Annotated in this window: 15 protein-coding genes; 9 read left to right on the plus strand and 6 right to left on the minus strand. The window is 73.6% G+C overall.

Annotated elements, in window-relative coordinates; all coding sequences use genetic code 11:
* Positions 1-7 precede the first annotated feature (7 nt).
* The 7 genes from ruvC to RF647_RS06055 all read left to right on the plus strand — a co-directional run bounded on the left by ruvC (position 8) and on the right by RF647_RS06055 (position 8522).
* Complete coding sequence (ruvC, locus tag RF647_RS06025; protein WP_232035300.1) at positions 8-604, plus strand: crossover junction endodeoxyribonuclease RuvC; 597 nt, start codon at positions 8-10, stop codon at positions 602-604.
* A 90-nt stretch (positions 605-694) separates the two neighbouring features.
* On the plus strand, positions 695-1339 hold the full coding sequence (gene ruvA, locus RF647_RS06030; protein WP_368810942.1) for a Holliday junction branch migration protein RuvA: 645 nt from the start codon (positions 695-697) through the stop codon (positions 1337-1339).
* A 2-nt stretch (positions 1340-1341) separates the two neighbouring features.
* Positions 1342-2463: a Holliday junction branch migration DNA helicase RuvB gene (gene ruvB, locus RF647_RS06035; RefSeq protein ID WP_368810943.1), complete on the plus strand. Its 1122-nt coding sequence runs from the start codon at positions 1342-1344 to the stop codon at positions 2461-2463.
* Between the two features lie 106 nt (positions 2464-2569).
* Complete coding sequence (gene yajC / locus RF647_RS06040) at positions 2570-3022, plus strand: preprotein translocase subunit YajC (RefSeq protein WP_095650942.1); 453 nt, start codon at positions 2570-2572, stop codon at positions 3020-3022.
* Between the two features lie 90 nt (positions 3023-3112).
* Entirely contained in the window at positions 3113-4966 is a 1854-nt protein-coding gene (gene secD / locus RF647_RS06045; RefSeq protein WP_368810944.1) for a protein translocase subunit SecD, read from the plus strand.
* A complete protein-coding gene (gene secF, locus RF647_RS06050) occupies positions 4966-5985 on the plus strand; it encodes a protein translocase subunit SecF (protein ID WP_368810946.1) in 1020 nt (339 codons plus the stop codon). The genes secD and secF overlap by 1 nt, the downstream gene beginning before the upstream one ends.
* A 251-nt stretch (positions 5986-6236) precedes the next feature.
* On the plus strand, positions 6237-8522 hold the full coding sequence (locus RF647_RS06055) for a bifunctional (p)ppGpp synthetase/guanosine-3',5'-bis(diphosphate) 3'-pyrophosphohydrolase (protein ID WP_251355872.1): 2286 nt from the start codon (positions 6237-6239) through the stop codon (positions 8520-8522).
* Positions 8523-8556: 34 nt separating this feature from the next.
* On the opposite strand, the gene RF647_RS06060 is transcribed toward RF647_RS06055, so the two are convergent.
* Entirely contained in the window at positions 8557-9153 is a 597-nt protein-coding gene (locus RF647_RS06060; protein ID WP_368810947.1) for a type IV toxin-antitoxin system AbiEi family antitoxin, read from the minus strand.
* Positions 9154-9244: 91 nt separating this feature from the next.
* Complete coding sequence (locus RF647_RS06065; RefSeq protein WP_368811126.1) at positions 9245-10672, minus strand: DUF349 domain-containing protein; 1428 nt, start codon at positions 10670-10672, stop codon at positions 9245-9247.
* 387 nt (positions 10673-11059) lie between these two features.
* Between RF647_RS06065 and hisS the strand changes: the two genes are divergently transcribed.
* Positions 11060-12418, plus strand: a complete 1359-nt coding sequence (gene hisS, locus RF647_RS06070) for a histidine--tRNA ligase (RefSeq protein WP_368810948.1) — start codon at positions 11060-11062, stop codon at positions 12416-12418.
* 154 nt (positions 12419-12572) lie between these two features.
* On the opposite strand, the gene RF647_RS06075 is transcribed toward hisS, so the two are convergent.
* A complete protein-coding gene (locus tag RF647_RS06075; RefSeq protein WP_368810949.1) occupies positions 12573-13886 on the minus strand; it encodes an APC family permease in 1314 nt (437 codons plus the stop codon).
* 144 nt (positions 13887-14030) lie between these two features.
* On the opposite strand from RF647_RS06075, the gene aspS reads away from it, so the two are divergent.
* A complete protein-coding gene (gene aspS / locus RF647_RS06080) occupies positions 14031-15851 on the plus strand; it encodes an aspartate--tRNA ligase (RefSeq protein ID WP_368810950.1) in 1821 nt (606 codons plus the stop codon).
* Positions 15852-15956: 105 nt separating this feature from the next.
* Here the strand turns inward: aspS and RF647_RS06085 are convergent, their stop codons facing one another.
* From RF647_RS06085 to RF647_RS06095, 3 genes are read right to left on the minus strand one after another with little or no spacing between them, the layout of a single operon-like run.
* The gene (locus tag RF647_RS06085; protein ID WP_368810951.1) at positions 15957-17252 is read right to left on the minus strand and encodes an amino acid permease; all 1296 of its coding nucleotides are present in this window, start codon (positions 17250-17252) and stop codon (positions 15957-15959) included.
* Complete coding sequence (locus RF647_RS06090) at positions 17249-18487, minus strand: glutathionylspermidine synthase family protein (protein ID WP_368810952.1); 1239 nt, start codon at positions 18485-18487, stop codon at positions 17249-17251. Before RF647_RS06090 ends, RF647_RS06085 begins: the two co-directional genes overlap by 4 nt.
* Positions 18487-18915: a hypothetical protein gene (locus tag RF647_RS06095; protein ID WP_368810953.1), complete on the minus strand. Its 429-nt coding sequence runs from the start codon at positions 18913-18915 to the stop codon at positions 18487-18489. Before RF647_RS06095 ends, RF647_RS06090 begins: the two co-directional genes overlap by 1 nt.
* Positions 18916-19240: the final 325 nt, after the last annotated feature.

The raw sequence follows: 19240 nt of genomic DNA on the forward strand, positions 1-19240 counted from the left end.
CCTCGGGGTGGACCCCGGACTGACGCGGTGCGGGTTCGGCCTGATCGACATGGCCGGCAACCGCACCGCGTCCTTCGTGGACGTCGGGGTGGCCGGCACGGACGCCGCCGACCCGCTCGACGTGCGCGTGCTGCGGATCTGGGAGGCCACCGAGCGGTGGATCGAGCGCTACCGGCCCGACGCCCTCGCCCTGGAGCGGGTGTTCGCCCAGACCAACGTGAACACCGTCATCGGCACGGCCCACGCCTCCGGCGCCGTGATCGCCTCGGCCGCCCGCCACGGCGTGCCGGTGGCCTGGCACACCCCGTCCGAGGTCAAGGCCGCGGTGACGGGGGAGGGGCGGGCCGACAAGGCGTCCGTGGCCCGTATGGTGGTGCGCATCCTCCGGCTCGACGAGGCGCCCCGGCCCGCCGACGCGGCCGACGCCCTGGCCATCGCCATCTGCCACGGCTGGCGCGGCGGCGGCACGGGCGTGGACGCCACCGCCCGGACCGAGACGCACCAGGGCGCCCGCCCCCTGGCCGCCGCCCGCTCCGGCATGACCCCCGCCCAGCGGGCCTGGGCCGAGGCGGAGCACCGCGCCAAGCGGGGCGGGCGCCGCTGAGCCGGCGCCCACTGCTAGAGTGGTCGTCATTCGTAGATCTGTTCGATCGACCGTGCACGGCCCCCGCCGGGCACGGGAAGGAGTTGCGCGGTGATCGCGTCCATCACGGGACAGGTCGAGCACGTCGGCCTCACCACCGCCGTCGTGGCGGTGGGCGGGTTCGGCGTCCAGGTCCAGGCGACGCCGGAGACCCTGTCCGGCCTACGGATCGGCGGGGAGGTCCGGCTCGACACGGCGTACGTGGCCCGCAAGGACGAGTCCCCGCTGCTCTTCGGCTTCCGCAGCCCCGCCGAGCGCGAGGTCTTCGAGATCATGCTCGGCGTCAGCGGCGTGGGCCCCCGCACGGCGCTGGCGGTGCTCTCCGTGCTCGGCCCGGACGCCGTCCACCGCGCCATCGCGCAGGGGGACGCCAAGGCGTTCACCACCGTCCCCGGCATCGGCCCCAAGGGCGCCCGCCGGATCGTGCTGGAGCTGGCCGACAAGCTCATCGTCCCGGACCGCCCCGCCCAGCCGGTCGCCGCCACCCCGATGGAGCCGTGGCGGGAGCAGGTGCTCGAGGCCCTCGTGGGCCTGGGCTGGAACGAGAAGGACGCCGCCCGGGGCATCGCAGACGCCCTCTCCGGCCGGGAGGAGCTCGCCGCCTCCGGTGACGTGCCCGCGATCCTGCGCACCGTGCTCGGGTGGCTCGGCGCGGCCAAGGCCGGGCCCCGGGTCCCGGCGGAGCGAGGGGCCTGAGCGTGGCCCGCGACGACGGCGCCGCCGTGAACTCCCGGGACCGGCTGGTCTCGGGGGAGGACGAGCCCGACGAGAAGCAGCTCGAGTCGGCGCTGCGGCCCGCGAACCTCGACGAGTTCGTGGGGCAGAAGCGGGTGCGCCAGCAGCTGTCCCTGGTGCTCGAGGCCTCGCGGCTGCGGGGCCGCTCCGCCGACCACGTCCTGCTCTCCGGTCCTCCCGGTCTGGGCAAGACGACCCTGGCCATGATCATCGCCGAGGAGATGGGCGCGCCCCTGCGGATCTCCTCCGGCCCGGCCATCCAGCACGCCGGCGACCTCGCCGCGATCCTGTCCTCCCTGACCGAGGGGGAGGTGCTGTTCCTCGACGAGATCCACCGCATGTCCCGGCCCGCCGAGGAGATGCTCTACATGGCCATGGAGGACTTCCGGGTGGACATCGTGGTCGGCAAGGGCGCCGGCGCCACCTCCATCCCGCTCGACCTGCCGCCGTTCACCCTCGTCGGGGCCACCACGCGGGCCGGCCTGCTGCCCGGCCCGCTGCGTGACCGCTTCGGCTTCACCGGCCACCTCGAGTTCTACTCCGTGGAGGAGCTCGAGCTCGTGCTGCGCCGCTCCGCCGGTCTCATGGACCTCGCGATGACCGCGGAGGGCTTCTTTGAGGTCGCCTCCCGCTCCCGGGGCACCCCGCGCATCGCCAACCGGCTGCTGCGCCGGGTGCGGGACTGGGCGCTGGTGCACGGCATCCACCGGATCGACGCCCGCACCTCCTCCGCGGCCCTCGACATGTACGAGGTGGACACCCGCGGCCTCGACCGGCTGGACCGCTCGGTGCTCGAGGCGCTCGTGACGAAGTTCGGCGGCGGGCCGGTGGGCCTGTCCACCCTGGCGATCGCCGTGGGGGAGGAGACGGAGACGGTCGAGACCGTGGCCGAGCCCTACCTGGTCCGCGAGGGCCTGCTGGGCCGGACCCCCCGGGGCCGGATCGCGATGGCCGCCGCCTGGGACCACCTGGGTCTGCGCCCGCCCGAGCACGCGGCGTTCAAGGACCCCGGGCTGCGGGCCGCCTTCGGCGGGACGGCCGCGGCCCCGGCCGCCGAGGACGTCCCGCCGCTGTTCGAGGACTGAGCACGGCCGCAGACCCGGGGGCTGCCTCCCGGGTGCCGTCCAGGACGCTGACGGGCCGGATCACCTACCATGGTGAGGACACCCACCACCGATCGAACGGAAGTCCGTGAGCCCGCTCCTCCTCGTCCAGTCCCTCCCCGCCCAGGCTGCCCAGCCCACGGGAGGCAGCACCGCCTGGTTGCTGCCCCTGATGCTCGTGGCCATGGTGCTCCTGCTCTGGCTGCCCATGCGCCGACAGAAGAAGGCCGTGGCCCAGGTCAAGGAGAAGCAGGCGGCCATGGGCCCCGGCACCGAGGTCATGACGAACTACGGCCTCTACGGCACCGTGCGCTCGATCGACCGGGACACCAACAAGGTCGTTCTCGAGATCGCCCCGGGCACCGCCGTGACCGTGCACCTGCAGACCGTCACCACGGTCGTCGAGGACGAGGCGGCCCCCGCCGCCGAGACCGAGGCGGCGCCGTCGGTGGTCGAGCCCGACGCCCCCGGCGCGGGATCGACCCCGGTCGAACCCCTCGACGACGACGCCCGGCGCGAGCCCGGGCAGCGCAACGACTGACCCCCCACACGGGACGACGGGCCGACCACTGGTCGGCCCGTTCCCATGCACAGGCCCGGCCCCACCGGGCCGTCGTTCGTAAGGAAGACCATGGCACTGACCACACGCAAGACCCCCGGTGACCCGGGACCCGCCGCCCCGGACGGCCCGTCCGGGCGGGGCGGCTCGACCGCGCCGGCGCGCTCGGGGGTGCGGGCCGCCCTCTCGACCGCCCGGCGGTCCCTGATCGGGCTGGCCGTGCTGCTCGCCCTGCTGGCCGGGCTCCTGGCCTGGGGTGCGGGCACCGACCGCACCGGCTGGGGCCCCAAGCTCGCCCTGGACCTGGAGGGCGGGACGCAGATGATCCTCTCCCCGTCCCTGCAGGGGGAGGACGCCGGCCAGGAGATCACCGCCGAGCAGCTGGACCAGGCCGTCGAGATCATCCGTCAGCGCGTCGACGGCTCGGGCGTGGCGGAGGCGGAGATCGCCACCCAGTCCGGCAACAACATCGTGGTCTCCATGCCCGGCGTGCCCTCCGCCCAGACCCGCGAGCTCATCCAGACCTCGGCGCAGATGAACTTCCGCCCCGTGCTCACCACCGCCGCGGCGGAGCCGGTGCCCGAGGACCAGCGCGTCGCCGACGACGAGGTGCCCGAGCCCACGGCCGAGCCCACCGACGCCTCCGACCCGAACTGGATCACCCCGGACCTGTTCCGGGAGTTCGAGGAGGCTGACTGCACCGTGCCGCAGTCCCCCGAGGAGCGGGAGGCCCAGGACGCCGACGCCCCGACCATCGCCTGCGAGCCCGAGACCGGCACCAAGTACCTCCTGGGCCCGGTCGAGATCCAGGGCACCGGGATCGAGGACGCGTCCTACGGGACGGCGCAGAACTCCACCGGGGTCTCCCTGAACCAGTTCGCCGTGAACCTGCAGTTCGGCCCCGAGGCCACGGACACCTTCCGGGAGCTCTCCGAGCGGCTTTACGGCATCGGCAGCGCCACCCCCGGCGACCCCCGCAGCCAGTTCGCGATCCTGCTCGACGGCCAGGTGGTCTCCGCCCCGTCGATGAACGCCGTGATCTCCGACGGCCAGGCACAGATCACGGGTCAGTTCACCGAGGAGCAGGCGCAGTTCCTGGCCGAGCAGCTCAAGTACGGCGCGCTGCCCATGAGCTTCGACATCCAGTCCGAGCAGCAGATCTCCGCGACCCTGGGCGCCGACCAGCTGCGGATGGGCATCATCGCCGGGATCATCGGCCTGGTGCTCGTGTGCGTGTACTCGCTCTTCCAGTACCGGTTGCTGGGGCTGGTGACGATCAGCTCGCTCGTGGTCGCGGGCGTGCTCACCTGGCTGGCGATCACGCTGCTGGGCTGGTCCGCGAACTACCGGCTGTCCCTGGCCGGCGTGGCGGGCCTGATCGTGGCGATCGGCCAGACCGCCGACTCGTTCATCGTCTACTTCGAGCGCATCCGCGACGAGATCCGCAGCGGCCGCTCCATCCCCGCTGCGGTCGACCACGGCTGGCAGCGCGCCCGCCAGACCGTGCTCGCGTCCAAGGCCGTGAACCTGCTGGCCGCGGCGGTGCTGTACTTCGTGGCCGTGGGCAACGTGCGCGGCTTCGCCTTCACCCTCGGGCTGACCGCGATCGCCGACCTCCTCGTCGTCTTCCTCTTCACGCACCCGGTGATGGTCATGCTCGCCCGCACCCGCTACTTCGGCGGCGGCGGGAAGCACTCGGGGCTCAGCCCCGAGGCCCTCGACGCGGTTCCCCTGTACCGGGGCGCCGGACGGCTGCGCGAGCCCTCGGCGGAGCACGACGGGCTGACCATCGCCGAGCGGCGCCGGCGCGCGGGACGGACCGCGCCGCAGGACCCCCCGTCCGCGGCGGCACCGGACGGCGCGCCGGTCGGCGCGCCGGTCGGCGCGCCGTCGTCCGCCGCCCGCACCCCCGAGGAGAACGCCTGATGTCCCGGTTCGCAGATTTCGGCAACGCCCTGCACAGCGGGCGGACCTCCTACCCCTTCGTGGGCCGGGCCAAGCGGTGGCTCGCGATCGTGAGCGTCCTCGTGCTGCTCTCCCTGCTCGTGCCCGTCGCCAAGGGCGGCTTCAACCTCGGCATCGACTTCACCGGCGGGTCCGAGTTCACCGTGTCCGCCGTGGCCGATCCGGACATCGAGACCGGCCAGCGCGCCGTCGACGGCTCCTCGGACGCCGCGGAGGTCGAGGTCACCAACATCGCCCCGGAGACCGTCCGGGTGCGCACCGAGCAGCTCGACGACGACCAGACGCTCGCCGTCAAGGACGCCCTGGTCGAGGCCTACGGCGTGAGCGAGCAGGAGGTCACCTCGAACTTCGTGGGGCCCACCTGGGGCGCCGGCGTCACCAGCCAGGCCCTGCAGGGCCTGGTGGTCTTCGTGGTCCTGGCCACCGCCCTGATGGCCCTGTACTTCCGCACCTGGAAGATGTCCGTCTCGGCGGTCGCCGGCATGCTCGCCTCGGTGGCGATCACCGCCGGGATCTACTCGCTCGTGGGCTTCGAGGTCACCCCCTCGGCGGTGATCGGCTTCCTCACGGTGCTCAGCTACTCGCTCTACGACTCCGTGGTGGTCTTCGACAAGGTCCGGGAGAACACCGAGGGCCTGCTCGACGGCACGGCCCCGCCGGAGCGGGCCGGACGGATGTACTCCGACCAGGTGAACCTCGCCGTCAACCAGACGCTCGTGCGCTCGATCAACACCTCCGTGGTCGGAATCCTGCCGGTGGGCTCGATCCTGTTCATCGGCTGGCTCGTCCTGGGCGCGGGCACCCTCAAGGACCTGTCCCTGTCCCTGTTCGTCGGGATCATCGTGGGCACCGCCGCCACCCTGTTCGTGGCCGCGCCCCTCTACGCGCTGCTGCGCCGCGGGGAGCCCGCCATCCAGGAGCAGGAGGCCCGTGCGGGGGCGTCCGCCGAGCGTGCCTCCGAGGAGGCGCTCGCGCACTAGACTGTAGCCACCGTAGGGCGGGCCGTGCAGGAGCGGACCGCCACAGCAGCACACGTCGGACCCGCACCGGGGACGACGACAGGGGCGGCGGCCGCACGGCCGCCGCCCCGCGTGCATCGATTGGGAAGGAAGTCTCGGTCATGAGCTCGTCCGACGACGGGGCCGTCCCCACGGGCCAGAGCGCCGCACCGACCCCGCCGCGCCGCTCGGACATGGCCGGCACCCACTACGTGGTGCCCGCGTCCCGGCCGATGCTGGGCCGGGCCGTGTTCCCGGGCCGCAGCGACCGCACCCGGTCGAGCCTGTCCTACCTCTCCGGCCGGCCCATGGACCACTCGCCGATCCTGGAGCCGCTGCTGCACACCGTGCGCGCCACCCACCCAGAGGAGGACCTCGAGGTCCTCCAGCGCGCCTTCAAGGTCGCCGAGAAGTGCCACGAGGGCCAGAAGCGCAAGAGCGGCGACCCCTACATCACCCACCCCGTGGCCGTGACCACGATCCTCGCGGAGCTCGGCATGACGGGCGCCACCCTGGTGGCCGCCCTGCTCCACGACACGGTCGAGGACACGGACTACACCCTGGAGCAGCTGCGCGCCGAGTTCGGCGACGAGGTCGCCGCCCTCGTGGACGGCGTGACGAAGCTGGACAAGGTCCAGTACGGGGACGCCGCGCAGGCCGAGACCGTGCGCAAGATGATCGTGGCGATGGCCAAGGACATCCGCGTGCTCGTCATCAAGCTCGCCGACCGCCTGCACAACGCCCGCACCTGGCGCTTCGTCTCCCAGTCCTCCTCCTCGAAGAAGGCCCGCGAGACCCTCGAGATCTTCGCCCCGCTGGCCCACCGGCTCGGGATGAACACCATCAAGTGGGAGCTGGAGGACCTCGCCTTCGCGGCGCTCTACCCCAAGGTCTACGAGGAGATCGTGCGGATGGTGGGGGAGCGCCAGCCCCAGCGCGAGCGGTCGCTGGCCAAGATCCGCGAGCGGATCGCCCTGGACCTCTCCGAGGCCGGCATCGAGGCCACCATCACCGGCCGCCCCAAGCACTACTACTCGATCTACCAGAAGATGATCGTGCGCGGGAAGGACTTCGACGAGATCCAGGACCTGCAGGCAGTCCGGGTCCTGGTGAACACGGTGCGCGAGTGCTACGCGGCGCTGGGCGCCCTGCACGCGCGGTGGCGGCCGCTGCCGGGGCGGTTCAAGGACTACATCGCCATGCCGAAGTTCAACATGTACCAGTCCCTGCACACCACGGTGATCGGTCCGGACGGGCGCCCCGTGGAGATCCAGATCCGCACCCACGAGATGCACCGCCGCGCCGAGTACGGCGTGGCCGCGCACTGGAAGTACAAGGACCAGGCCAACCAGGCGAACTCCGCGACCCCGAAGGCCATGGAGGGGGACCTCGCCTGGCTGAGCTCGCTCGTGTCCTGGCAGGAGGAGACCCAGGACTCCTCCGAGTTCCTCGACTCCCTGCGCTACCAGATCAACACGTCCGAGGTGTACGTCTTTACCCCCAAGGGCGAGGTCATGGCCCTGCCCGCCGGCTCCACGCCCGTGGACTTCGCCTACGCCGTGCACACCGAGGTGGGGCACAAGACCATCGGGGCCCGGGTGAACGGCAAGCTCGTGCCGCTGTCCTCGGAGCTCCAGCACGGGGACTGGGTGGAGGTGCTCACCTCCAAGTCCGAGCACGCCGGACCGTCCCAGGACTGGCTGAAGTTCGTGCAGTCCCCGCGGGCGCGCAACAAGATCCGCCAGTGGTTCTCCAAGGAGCGCCGCGAGGAGGCCATCGAGAAGGGCAAGGACGCGCTCACCCGAGCCCTGCGCAAGCACCACCTGCCCCTGCAGCGCACGCTCACCCAGGAGTCCCTGCTCGCGGTGGCACAGGACTTCCACCGCACCGACATCAGCTCCCTCTACGAGGCGATCGGCTCCGACGTGGTCAGCGCCCAGGACGTGGTCGCGAAGATCGTGGGCGACCTCGGCGGGGCCGACGGCGCCGAGGAGGACTTCGCGGAGACCACCATCGCCACCCAGCCGGTGCGCCCGCGCGTGTCCGACTCGGGGGTGACGGTCCAGGGCGCCTCGGACGTCTACGTCAAGCTGGCCCGCTGCTGCACCCCGGTGCCGCCGGACGAGATCATGGGCTTCGTCACCCGCGGCGCCGGGATCTCCGTGCACCGCAAGGACTGCGCCAACATGCTCGCCCTCACCTCCACCGAGCGGGTGGTCGAGGTCGAGTGGGCGCCCACCCAGTCCAGCGTGTTCCTGGTCGAGATCCAGGTGGAGGCCCTGGACCGCAAATCCCTGCTCTCGGACGTGACCCGGGTGCTCTCCGAGAACCACGTCAACATCCTCTCCGCGTCCGTGCACACCTCGAAGTCGCGGCTGGCGATCTCCCGCTTCGCCTTCGAGATGGGCGACCCCCGCTACCTGGACCACGTGCTCAACCAGGTCCGCCGGATCGACGGGGTCTACGACGTCTACCGCACCTCGGGCAACCGCCCCATCTCGGAGCCCTCCGGCCGGTGAGCCGCCCGGTCGGTGAGCCGCGCGGACGCCCCTGTCAGCGCAGGGGGCGGCCGACGGCCCGGGCGGCGCGGCGGACCCGCAGCAGCGCCGCCTGCCGGCCGGGCATCCGCTCGAAGCTCTCGAGCGCGGCCTGCACCAGCGGGGGCGGGCAGTGCAGGTGCGGGGCGTGCATGAGCTTCTCCAGGGCCGCGGTCCCCTCTTTCCCCGGCACGTGCAGGGCCAGATCCACCGCGGTGCGCAGCGGCGTGGTGACGTGCACCGGCCCGGCGTCGTGGACGTCGTAGCCGCCCAGCGTGACCTGGTGCAGCGCCAGGCCCTCCGGCACGGGGGACATCGTGGTGCGGCGCAGCTTGTCCAGCAGGACCGGCAGGATGCTGGGGCGCCCGGCGCAGTCGTAGAACCACGCGGCGGAGAGCCGCCCGAGCACCCCGCGCCGCAGCAGGTGCAGCGGCAGCTGCGCCTCGAGCGCCGCGACCTTCACCGCCCGGGTCACCGGGCGCCCGCGCAGCACGTGCGCCTCCAGCACCACGGGCACGAGCACCCCGTCCGTGACGAGGGCCGAGAGCTCGGCGCGCGAGAACGGCCGTGCGGGCAGGAACAGGGTGTCGGGGTGCCAGGGCGGGGCGTCCATGGGCCCACTCTCGTCCACGGCCGCGGCACGGGAAAGGCCCCGCGGCGCGCTGTGGACAGCGCGGCCGCGGGGCCCTCCGGGGCGTCCCCGGTCAGCGCAGGTCGGCCGCCGAACGGCGCAGCGTCTCGAGCCACTGGCGGCTGGTGGCGAGCTCGCCCTCCAGCTTGGCCGCGCGCTTGGTGTCCCCGGTGGCCTGCGCCCGGGCCAGCGCGTCCTCCTGGTCCTCGATCTTCGACTCGAGCTGGGTGAGCATCGAATTGGACCGTGCCTTCGTCTCCGGGTTGGAGCGCTGCCACTTCTCGTCCTCGACCTGGCGCACGGCGTCCTCCACGGTGCGCAGCTCGGCCTCGACCCGGCGCATGTGGGCGCGCGGGACCTTCCCCGCCTGCTCCCACCGGTCCAGGATGTCGCCCAGGGCCCGCTTGGCGGCCTTGAGGTCCGTGACCGGCAGCAGCGCCTTCGCCTCGGCGAGCAGCTGCTCCTTCACGGCGAGGTTGCCCTCGAACTCCTCGTCGATCCGGTCGTTGTCTGCCTTGCGCGCCGCGAAGAAGGTGTCCTGGGCGGCGCGGAACCGCGCCCACAGGGCGTCGTCGTCCTTCTTGGAGGCGCGCTTGGACTCCTTCCACCGGTCCATCAGACGCCGGTACTCCGCGGCCGTGGCGCCCCAGTCGGTGGAGCCGGACAGGGCCTCCGCCTCGGCGATGAGGGCCTCCTTGGCCTTCTTCGCCTCGGAGTTGTCGGCGTCCAGCTGCGAGAAGAACGCACGGCGGTGCCGGTCGAACGTGGTGCGCGCCGCGCGGAACCGCTTCCACAGGGCGTCCTCCGCGGCCCGGCCCAGACGGATGCCGGACTTCTGGTGGGTCTTCCACTGGTCGAAGAGCTCCGCCATCCGGGCCGAGGACTGCTTCCACTGCGTGCGCTGCGGGTCCTGGGCGGCGATCTGCTCCGCCTCCGCCACGATCGCCTCCCGTGCCGCGACGTTCTGGGCGCGCTGCGCCTCGTGGGCGGCCCGCTCGGCGGCCTCGAGCTCCCGGATCGCCGGGCGCAGGGCCTCCAGCCGGGACTCGAGGGCCTTGACGTCCCCGAGCATCTTGCGCTGGCCGACCTGCTCGGAGAGGTGGTCCACGGTGCTCTGCATGTCGGCCGAGGGCGCGCCCGCGGCCACGCGCTGCTCGAGCAGCGCCACCTGCGCCTCGACGTCGTCGAACTTCCGGGCGAAGTAGCCCAGCGCCTCGTCCTCGGTCGCGTCCGGGAACTGGCCGCAGAGGACCTCCTCGCCGTCGACGACCACGTAGACGTGCCCGTCCTCCGTGACCCGCCCGAAGGCCCGGGCGCGGGCCACGGACTCCGGGGAGGCGAGGGCCGGCGCCGTCGCCGACGGGGTCGCGCTCGGGGTCACCGACGGGGTCGCCGCCGGGGGCGCGGACGGCGGGACCGCCGCGGGCGTGGGAGCCGGGCCGGGGGAGGCCTGCGCCGGCGCCGCGGGGGTACCCGGCCGGGGGACCCCCGGCTTCGGCACAGGTCCCGGGGCGGGGACGGGGCGGGGCGTGGGCTGGTCGTCGGATTCGAGACGTTCTGTCACCGCTGGAACTCTTTCGCTCTCGCCGGCGGCGACCCCGGGAGCGTGCCCCGCGTCGTCGCCCGGCTTCGGACAATCGTCCTCCCCATACTACCGAGGCCGCCTGCTCCGGCCGCCGGGCGCTCCCCGGTGCCCCCACGCCGCGCCCGGCGGGCTCGGGACGGGGGCAGGGCGCGGGGACGGGTCCAGGCCCGGGTCCGGGGCCGGTCCGGGCGGGGCTTTGGGCCGGGCGCGCGGGGATCCCTAGGATGAGTGCGGAACCGTCGGGCCCATCCGGGCCGGCCGTCCATCCGTCCCGCCGCCGATCCACCCGAGGAGCACGTCCCCATGGCCCGCAAGACCTCCCTGTCCGGTTTCCCCGAATGGCTTCCGGAGGAGCGTCTGGTCGAGCTGCACGTCCTCGACGTCCTGCGGGAGAGCTTCGAGCTGCACGGCTTCTCCTCGATCGAGACCCGCGCCGTCGAGACGGTCGGCCAGCTGCTGCGCAAGGGCGAGATCGACAAGGAGGTCTACGTCGTCTCCCGGCTGCAGGAGGACGAGGACGCCGCCCCCGCCGAGCGCGGTGACGACCAGCTGGCGCTGCACTTCGACCTCACCGTGCCCTTCGCCCGGTACGTGGTGGAGAACGGCGGACACCTCGCCTTCCCGTTCCGCCGCTACCAGATCCAGAAGGTGTGGCGCGGCGAGCGCCCCCAGGAGGGCCGGGCCCGCGAGTTCACCCAGGCGGACATCGACGTGGTGGGCGACGGCGCGCTGCCGTTCCGCTACGACGTGGAGCTCGCGCTCGTGATGATCGACGCCCTGTCCAGGCTGCCCATCCCGCCGTTCGTGCTGCGCGTCAACAACCGCAAGCTCGCCGAGGGGTTCTACCAGGGCATCGGGCTGCAGGACACCGCCGGGGTGCTGCGCAACATCGACAAGCTCGACAAGATCGGCCCCGAGCGGGTCGCCCAAGCCCTGTGCGACGAGGTCGGCGCCACCCCCGAGCAGGCGCAGGCCGCGCTGCAGCTGGCGGCGATCCGCACCGAGGACACCTCCTTCGTGGAGCAGGTCCGCGCGCTGGGGGTGAACACCCAGCTGCTCGAGGAGGGGCTGGGCGAGCTCGCCGAGGTGGTGGGGGAGGCCTCCCGGCGCGCCCCCGGCACGGTGGTCGCCGACCTCTCGATCGCCCGCGGCCTCGACTACTACACCGGCACCGTCTACGAGACCGTGCTGGTGGGCCACGAGCAGCTGGGCTCCGTGTGCTCGGGCGGCCGCTACGAGTCCCTCGCGTCCACCGGCAAGAAGGTCTACCCCGGCGTGGGCCTGTCCGTGGGCGTCACCCGGCTGGTCACCCGCATGCTGTCGCAGGGGATGGCCGTGCCCTCCCGCAAGGTCCCCACCGCGGTGCTGATCTCCCTGGTGGACGAGGAGTCCTGGTCCCCGGCCCAGGACGTGGCCCAGCAGCTGCGCGAGCGCGGCATCGCGTGCGAGGTCTCGGCGAGCGCCGCCAAGTTCGGCAAGCAGATCAAGTACGCCGAGCGCCGCGGCATCCCCTACGTGTGGTTCACGGTCCGCGGCGAGGACGGCTCGCTCGCCCACGAGGTCAAGGACATCCGCTCCGGCGAGCAGGTCTCCGCCGACCCGGCCTCCTGGTCCCCGCCGGCCGAGGACCTGCGCCCGGTCGTGCGCGCTGCGGGCTCCTGACCGGTTCCCGACCGACTTCGCCGCCCCACCCCGCCCCGTACCACCGAGCCCCCACTCCTGCCGCGTTTCCCCAGAGAATATCTGGGGAAACGGCAAGGGAATGGGGGCTCGGCGCCATGGGTGACGGGAGGGTGAGGGCGCGGCGCGGGGGAGGTCAGGGCCGCCGGGACAGGACCAGGGCGCGTCCGGCCAGGCCCACGGCGAAGACCCCGAGCATCGTGACCACGGACTGCCACGGCAGCGTGAACGCCAGCACCAGGCAGCCGGCCAGACCGAGCGCGTTGACCGCCCGGGGCGCCCACCCCGGGCGCTGCCGGAGGGTGAGCGCGGAGAGGTTCGCCAGCGCGTAGTAGACGAGCACGCCGAAGCTCGAGAAGCCGATGACCGTGCGGACGTCGCCGACCAGCACGAGCACCACCACGAGCCCGGCCACGGCCAGCTCAGCCGCCCACGGCACCCGGTGCCGCTGCGACACCGCGCCCAGCGGCCCCGGGAGGTCCCGCTCGCGGGCCATGGCCAGGGCCGTGCGCGAGATCCCGGCGACCAGCGCCAGCAGCGCCCCCAGCGTGGCCAGGGCGGCGGCCGCGGTGACGACGACGGCGCCCGCGGTCGCCGGCCCGGCCGCCCAGCCGGCCTCGCGCACCACCGTCAGGAGCGGGACGGCCGACGCCGCGAGCCGGTCGACGCCGAGGAAGCGCAGCAGCCCGAGGCCGAGCAACCCGTAGAGGAGCAGCGTGAACGCCAGCGCCCCCAGCACGGCCCGGGGGATGGTGCGGGCCGGGTCCCGGACCTCCTCGCCCATGGTGGCGACCCGGGCGTAGCCGGCGAAGGCGAAGAACAGGGTGCCCGCCGCCGGCAGCACGCCCCAGCCGGTCCCGTCCCACCCGGGGCCGTCCCCCGCAGGGGCCCCGCCGGGAGCAGCCCCTCCCGCGGCGGGGCCGGTGCCCGAGAACAGCAGCACGACCACGGCCAGCAGGACCACCAGCACCGGGGCGACCAGCAGCCTCGTCAGCCGGGCGGTGCGGGTGACCCCGCCCAGGTTCACCGCCGTGAGACCGAGGACGGCGGCCACGGCGAGCAGCCGCGCCCCGGCGTCGTCGGCCCCCGTGAGCTCCGCGGCGTAGAGGCCGAAGGTCAGCGCCATCGCCGCCGCGGACGCGGTCTTGCCGGTCACGAAGCCCCAGCCGGCCACGAAGCCCGGCCACCGGCCCAGCTGCCGGTTCGCGTACACGTAGGTGCCGCCGGAGGCGGGGTGGACGGCGGCCAGCTGGGCGGTGGAGGTGGCGTTGCACCAGGCGACCACCGCGGCCAGCAGCAGCGCCAGCGGAAGCCACGGGCCGGCGAACCCCGCGGCCGGGGCGAAGGCCACGAACACCCCGGCGCCGACCATCGAGCCCACCCCGATCACCGTCGCGTCGAGCGTGCCCAGGCGGCGGGCGAGGGCCGGGTGGCCGGGGAAGCTGCTCATGGTCGTCCTGTCGTCGTCCTGGTGCCGGAGGCCCGGGCTGTAAACTCGTGCACGGAACGAGAGTAGGGGTCCCCGGTGAATCCTGGGGAAACGCGCCGCGGGCGCGGCCCCGTCCGCACCTCCCGAACAACGAAGGGTTTTTCAGTGCTGCGCACCCACAACCTCGGCGCCCTGCGCGCCGAGCACATCGGAGAGACCGTCACGCTGGCCGGCTGGGTCGGCCGGCGCCGCGACCACGGAGGGGTGGCCTTCCTGGACCTGCGCGACGCCTCCGGGGTCGCCCAGATCGTGGTGCGCGACGAGGCGGACTTCCACCACCTGCGCAACGAGTTCGTCCTGCAGGTCACCGGCACCGTGGAGCGCCGCCCCGAGGGCAACGAGAACCCGGCGCTGGCCACCGGCGAGGTCGAGGTCATGGCCGAGACCGTGACCGTGCTCAACACCGCCGCCGCGCTGCCCTTCCAGATCGACGAGCACGTGGAGGTCGGCGAGGACGCCCGCCTGCGGCACCGCTACCTGGACCTGCGCCGCCCGGAGCCGGCCCGCATCATGCGCCTGCGCTCCGACGCCAACCGGGTGGCCCGCGAGATGCTCCACCAGGACGGGTTCACCGAGGTGGAGACGCCCACTCTGACCCGCTCCACCCCCGAGGGCGCCCGCGACTTCGTGGTCCCGGCCCGCCTGGCCCCGGGCTCCTGGTACGCCCTGCCGCAGTCCCCGCAGCTGTTCAAGCAACTGCTGCAGGTCGGCGGGATCGAGAAGTACTACCAGATCGCCCGCTGCTACCGGGACGAGGACTTCCGCGCCGACCGACAGCCCGAGTTCACCCAGCTCGACATCGAGGCCTCCTTCGTGGAGCAGGACGACGTCATCGCCCTCGGCGAGCGGATCGTGGCCGCGCTGTGGAGGCTCATCGACGTGGAGATCCCCACCCCCATCCGCCGGATGACCTACGCGGAGGCGATGGCGAAGTACGGCTCCGACAAGCCTGACGTGCGCTTCGGCCTCGAGCTCACCGAGCTGACCGAGTACTTCCAGGACACCACCTTCCGCGTGTTCAAGGCCCCCTACGTGGGCGCCGTGGTCATGCCCGGTGGGGCGTCCCAGCCGCGCCGCACCCTGGACGCCTGGCAGGAGTGGGCCAAGCAGCGCGGGGCCAAGGGCCTGGCCTACGTGCTCGTCGGCGAGGACGGCACCCTCACGGGACCGGTGGCCAAGAACATCACCGAGGCCGAGCGCGAGGGCCTCGCCGCCGCGACCGGCGCGCAGCCCGGGGACTGCATCTTCTTCGCCGCCGGCGAGAAGAAGTCCTCCCGCGCGCTGCTCGGCGCGGCCCGCGTGGAGATCGGCCACCGCACCGGGCTGATCGACGAGGACGCCTGGGCGTTCGTGTGGATCGTGGACGCGCCCCTGTTCGAGTCCGCGGCCGAGGCCGTCGAGTCCGGCGACGTCGCCGTCGGCGCCGGCCAGTGGACCGCGGTGCACCACGCGTTCACCTCGCCCAAGCCCGAGTTCCTGGACACCTTCGACCAGGACCCCGAGCACGCCCTGGCCTACGCCTACGACATCGTGTGCAACGGCAACGAGATCGGCGGCGGCTCGATCCGCATCCACCAGCAGGACGTGCAGCGGCGGGTCTTCGAGGTCATGGGCATCGGCCGGGATGAGGCCGACGAGAAGTTCGGGTTCCTGCTCGAGGGCTTCAAGTACGGCGCGCCCCCGCACGGCGGCATCGCCTTCGGCTGGGACCGTGTGGTCGCCCTGCTGGCGGGGACCGACTCCATTCGCGAGGTCATCGCGTTCCCGAAGACCGGCAACGGCTTCGACCCGCTGACCGCCGCCCCGGCGCCGATCACCCCGCAGCAGCGCAAGGAGGCCGGGGTGGACGTCAAGCCCGAGGCCAAGACCCCGTCCGACACCTCGGCGCAGTCCGGGCCCCGGGAGAAGAAGCCGGTCGACGCCTGACCCGACGGCGGCACCCCGCGAGGGCCGGGTCCGGTCGTGCACGACGACGACAGGGCCCGGCCCTCGCGCGCGCCCGCGCCGCCGGGCCGGCTCGGTCCAGCAGGTTCAGTCGAGCAGGCTCTCCAGGTGCGGGGTGCGCTCGTGGGCGCCCGGCAGCGGCTCGCGGCCCCGGCCCAGGAGGAACCACAGCGGGACCACGAGCAGCGCGAGCACCAGGCCCACCCACACCCACGAGGCGGTCAGCGCGTACTCCGCACCCGTCAGCACGAGGGCGACGGCCATGAGCGCGGCGCCCAGCACGCCGAGCGCCCGCGCCGCGGCGGTCCGCCCGAGCTTCGCGACCGCGGCGCAGGCCAGGCCGTAGTAGAGGGCCACGAGCACCGAGATGATGCCGATCGAGTCGTCGAAGAGCGGCCCGGAGAACGCCATCCAGACGGCGGCGACGGCGGCGGTGGTCCACGTGGCGAAGGACAGGGACCGGAAGCGGCGCGGCAGGTGCCCGCCGCGGGCCATGGACATCAGGCCGCGGGAGGTGGGGATCATCGTGGTGCCGATGGACGCCCCCGCCGAGACCGCCACGAGCGCGGCCAGCACCGGAGAGGCCACCGAGGACCCCGGGGCGTAGGCCCAGCCGATGGCGGCGTAGGCGGCCGCCACCACGCCCAGCGCGACCCACGCCGAGACCCGCGGGGCCCGCTGCGTGGTGGACTCCTCGGTCAGCGAGAACGTGGAGTCCCACCCCCAGTACAGGAACAGGGCCAGCAGCAGGGCGGCCGCCACGTCCCCGGCCGAGACCCCGGTGCCGGTCGCGAGCTCCGCGGCGCCGTAGAAGCCGGTCCACTCCCCGTCCTCGGCGCCCGTGCCGGGCGGCAGGGCCGGCGCGGTGCGCACCGCCCACACCAGCACGCCCACTCCGATCAGCTGCAGGACGGCCAGGACCCACTGCACGGCGGCCGAGACCCTGATCCCCGTGGCGGACACCGCCGCGAAGGCCGCCATGAGCAGGGCGGCCACGGCGGTGGTGGTCCAGGGCCCGGCGCCGATCCCGAGGGCGAACAGGGCGGAGTCGGCCGTGACCCAGGCGAGGGAGGCGAGCACGAGGGTCGCCGAGAGCCACAGCCCCCACCCGCCCAGGAACCCGGCGAACGCGCCGTAGGCCTCCCGGGCCCACCGGTAGACGGTGCCCTGGTCCTCGTAGAGTGCGTCCAGGCGGGCGAAGCAGACCGAGACGACCACCATGGGGAGCACGGCGCCGACCAGCACCACGGGGGTCCAGGCACCGACCAGGGCGTGGATGAGGCCCACCGTGACCACGGCCGAGTACAGCGGGGCGATCGAGGTGGACCCGATGACCGCGGAGGTCGCGGTGGAGATCGACCGGGGGAGCAGGTGGGCGGTCACAGCAGACCCTTCTTGTCGATGACGTTGGGCACGAACCGGCAGTAGTAGTCGGTCAGCGGGCCGTCCGACTCTCGGATGCCGATGCCCGCCGCGCCCGCCTCGCCCACCACCCACGAGCCGATGACCGGGTGGTTGGGGGCGCCGTCGGAGCCCGGGAAGTTCCGGATGGGCGTGTAGGCCTGCCACACGTCCAGCGTGGACGGGTGGGGGTGCTCGGAGCGGATCCGCACGTCGCGGGCGTGCATCTCGATGCCGTCCCCCTCGCGGCCGAACACGGGCTTGCGCACCCACTCCCGCAGCTCGCCGGGCCCGTCCGGGTGGGCGGCCAGCAGGTTCTCGTGCCCGGGGAAGCACCGCCACAGCGCCACGAGCAGGAGCTTGTTGGACTGGAACATCTTCCACGCCGGCTCGTACCAGTGGTGCATCCGGGTGGGGTCGTCGAGCACGAACGCGCCGGGGCCGTCGTCGACCATGTGCTCCCACGGGTGCAGGGCGAAGATCTCCTCGATCGGGCCGACCACCACGGGGTCGTCCACGTCCCCGGTCGCGTGCACCCAGCCGCCGGACCGGGTGTCGTAGCGGACGTCCTCGACGGGCAGCAGGACGGCCCGGTAGCCGGCCTCGACCGCGGTGTTCGCGATGACGGCGGCGTTGGCCGCGTCCTCCCCGGACTCCTCCTCGCGGGTGTAGGCCACGTGCAGGGTCTTCGTGGCCGAGTACGGCAGCCGCTGCCGCCACCGGTCCACGAGCATGGGCCACAGCCCGTTGAGCTGGTCGAACTCCGGGTGGTCCTCGCCCAGGCCCGGGAACAGGGCCTCCATACGGCTCCACTGGCAGATCGCCCCCTCGACCAGGCCGGTGGGGGTGTCGCCGTTGAGCTCGAGCATCTTCGGCGGGCCCGTCCCGTCCCAGGCCAGGTCGAAGCGGCCGTAGACCGAGGGCTCCCGCAGCCGGAGGGAGTGCTGGGCCAGCTCGAAGGCCGCGTCCGAGAGCCCGAGGGTGCCCAGGGCGCCGGTGGCCAGGTACCGGGCGGCCTCAGCGCACATCCGGTGCAGCTCGTCGGTGACGGACTCCAGCTCGTCCACCTCGTCGGGGGAGAAGACGTAGGCGGCCGTCTCGTTCCAGTACGAGAAGGACCGGCCGTCGGGCCGCTCGGTGCGGGCGTAGGTGAGCCCCTCGGCGCGGACGGTGCGCTCCCAGCCGGGGCGCGGCGCCAGGCCGTCGATGCGCCGCATCAGGAGCCCCAGCCGCTCTTCGACCCGCCGAAGCCGCGCGAGACGCCGCTCTTGCCCACGGCGGCCCCGTCACGGGGCAGACCGCGGGCCACGGTGGCCGAGCCCGGCGGACGGCCGGTGCTCCAGCCCGCCGCGGACGACACCGGTGAGCCCACGGCGGGGACGGCCGTGGCCCGGGCGGAGCTCATGAGCACCCACATCGGGAAGAAGCCGCCCACCCGCGGCCCGCGGTCGTCGTCGCACTCGTCGTCGTCGACCCGCACGGGCTCGGCGCCGCCCTCCCCGTCCGGGTCCTCGACGCAGATCTGGGCGTAGTCCGAGTCCACCTCCCGCACGTCCTGGGCCTCCTGCCCGCAGCCGGTCAGGGCAATCGTCAGGGCGCCGATCGAGGCGGCGGCCATGGTCCGTGAGGAGGGGCGGGGCGGCATGCGGGGCCTTCCGGGACGAGGACGGGACGGGGCGGTCGAGGGCTGCGGTGGCGCCGGTCCGGCCGGCACGGTCCGCACGGCGGCGCCGGCGCACCCGGCCCGCCCGTGCGGGGTCCTCTGAGCGTACGACGTCCCGGCCCCGTCCGGGCGCCCCGCCCCGGCCCGTGTCCCGGACCCCGGGCGCCGCCGGCGTCCGGCCGCCGGATGTGCGGGCGCAACCAGGCGCAACATCGGCCCGCCCGCCGTCGCCGCGCAGTAGGCTTCGGGCACCTCCGGGGCCGGGTCCCGCCGACCGGACCCGCCCCGCGCCGAGCACCCAGGGGAG

The organism is Kocuria sp. CPCC 205263, assembly GCF_040981075.1.
Lineage (GTDB): Bacteria > Actinomycetota > Actinomycetes > Actinomycetales > Micrococcaceae > Kocuria > Kocuria rosea.

Coding starts and splice junctions, on each gene's coding strand:
- secD (WP_368810944.1), top strand. CDS start 3,113: ATGGCACTGACCACACGCAAGACCCCCGGTGACCCGGGACCCGCCGCC.
- secF (WP_368810946.1), top strand. CDS start 4,966: ATGTCCCGGTTCGCAGATTTCGGCAACGCCCTGCACAGCGGGCGGACC.
- RF647_RS06055 (WP_251355872.1), top strand. CDS start 6,237: ATGCTGGGCCGGGCCGTGTTCCCGGGCCGCAGCGACCGCACCCGGTCG.
- RF647_RS06060 (WP_368810947.1), bottom strand. CDS start 9,153: ATGGACGCCCCGCCCTGGCACCCCGACACCCTGTTCCTGCCCGCACGG.
- hisS (WP_368810948.1), top strand. CDS start 11,060: ATGGCCCGCAAGACCTCCCTGTCCGGTTTCCCCGAATGGCTTCCGGAG.
- RF647_RS06075 (WP_368810949.1), bottom strand. CDS start 13,886: ATGAGCAGCTTCCCCGGCCACCCGGCCCTCGCCCGCCGCCTGGGCACG.
- RF647_RS06090 (WP_368810952.1), bottom strand. CDS start 18,487: ATGCGGCGCATCGACGGCCTGGCGCCGCGCCCCGGCTGGGAGCGCACC.
- RF647_RS06095 (WP_368810953.1), bottom strand. CDS start 18,915: ATGCCGCCCCGCCCCTCCTCACGGACCATGGCCGCCGCCTCGATCGGC.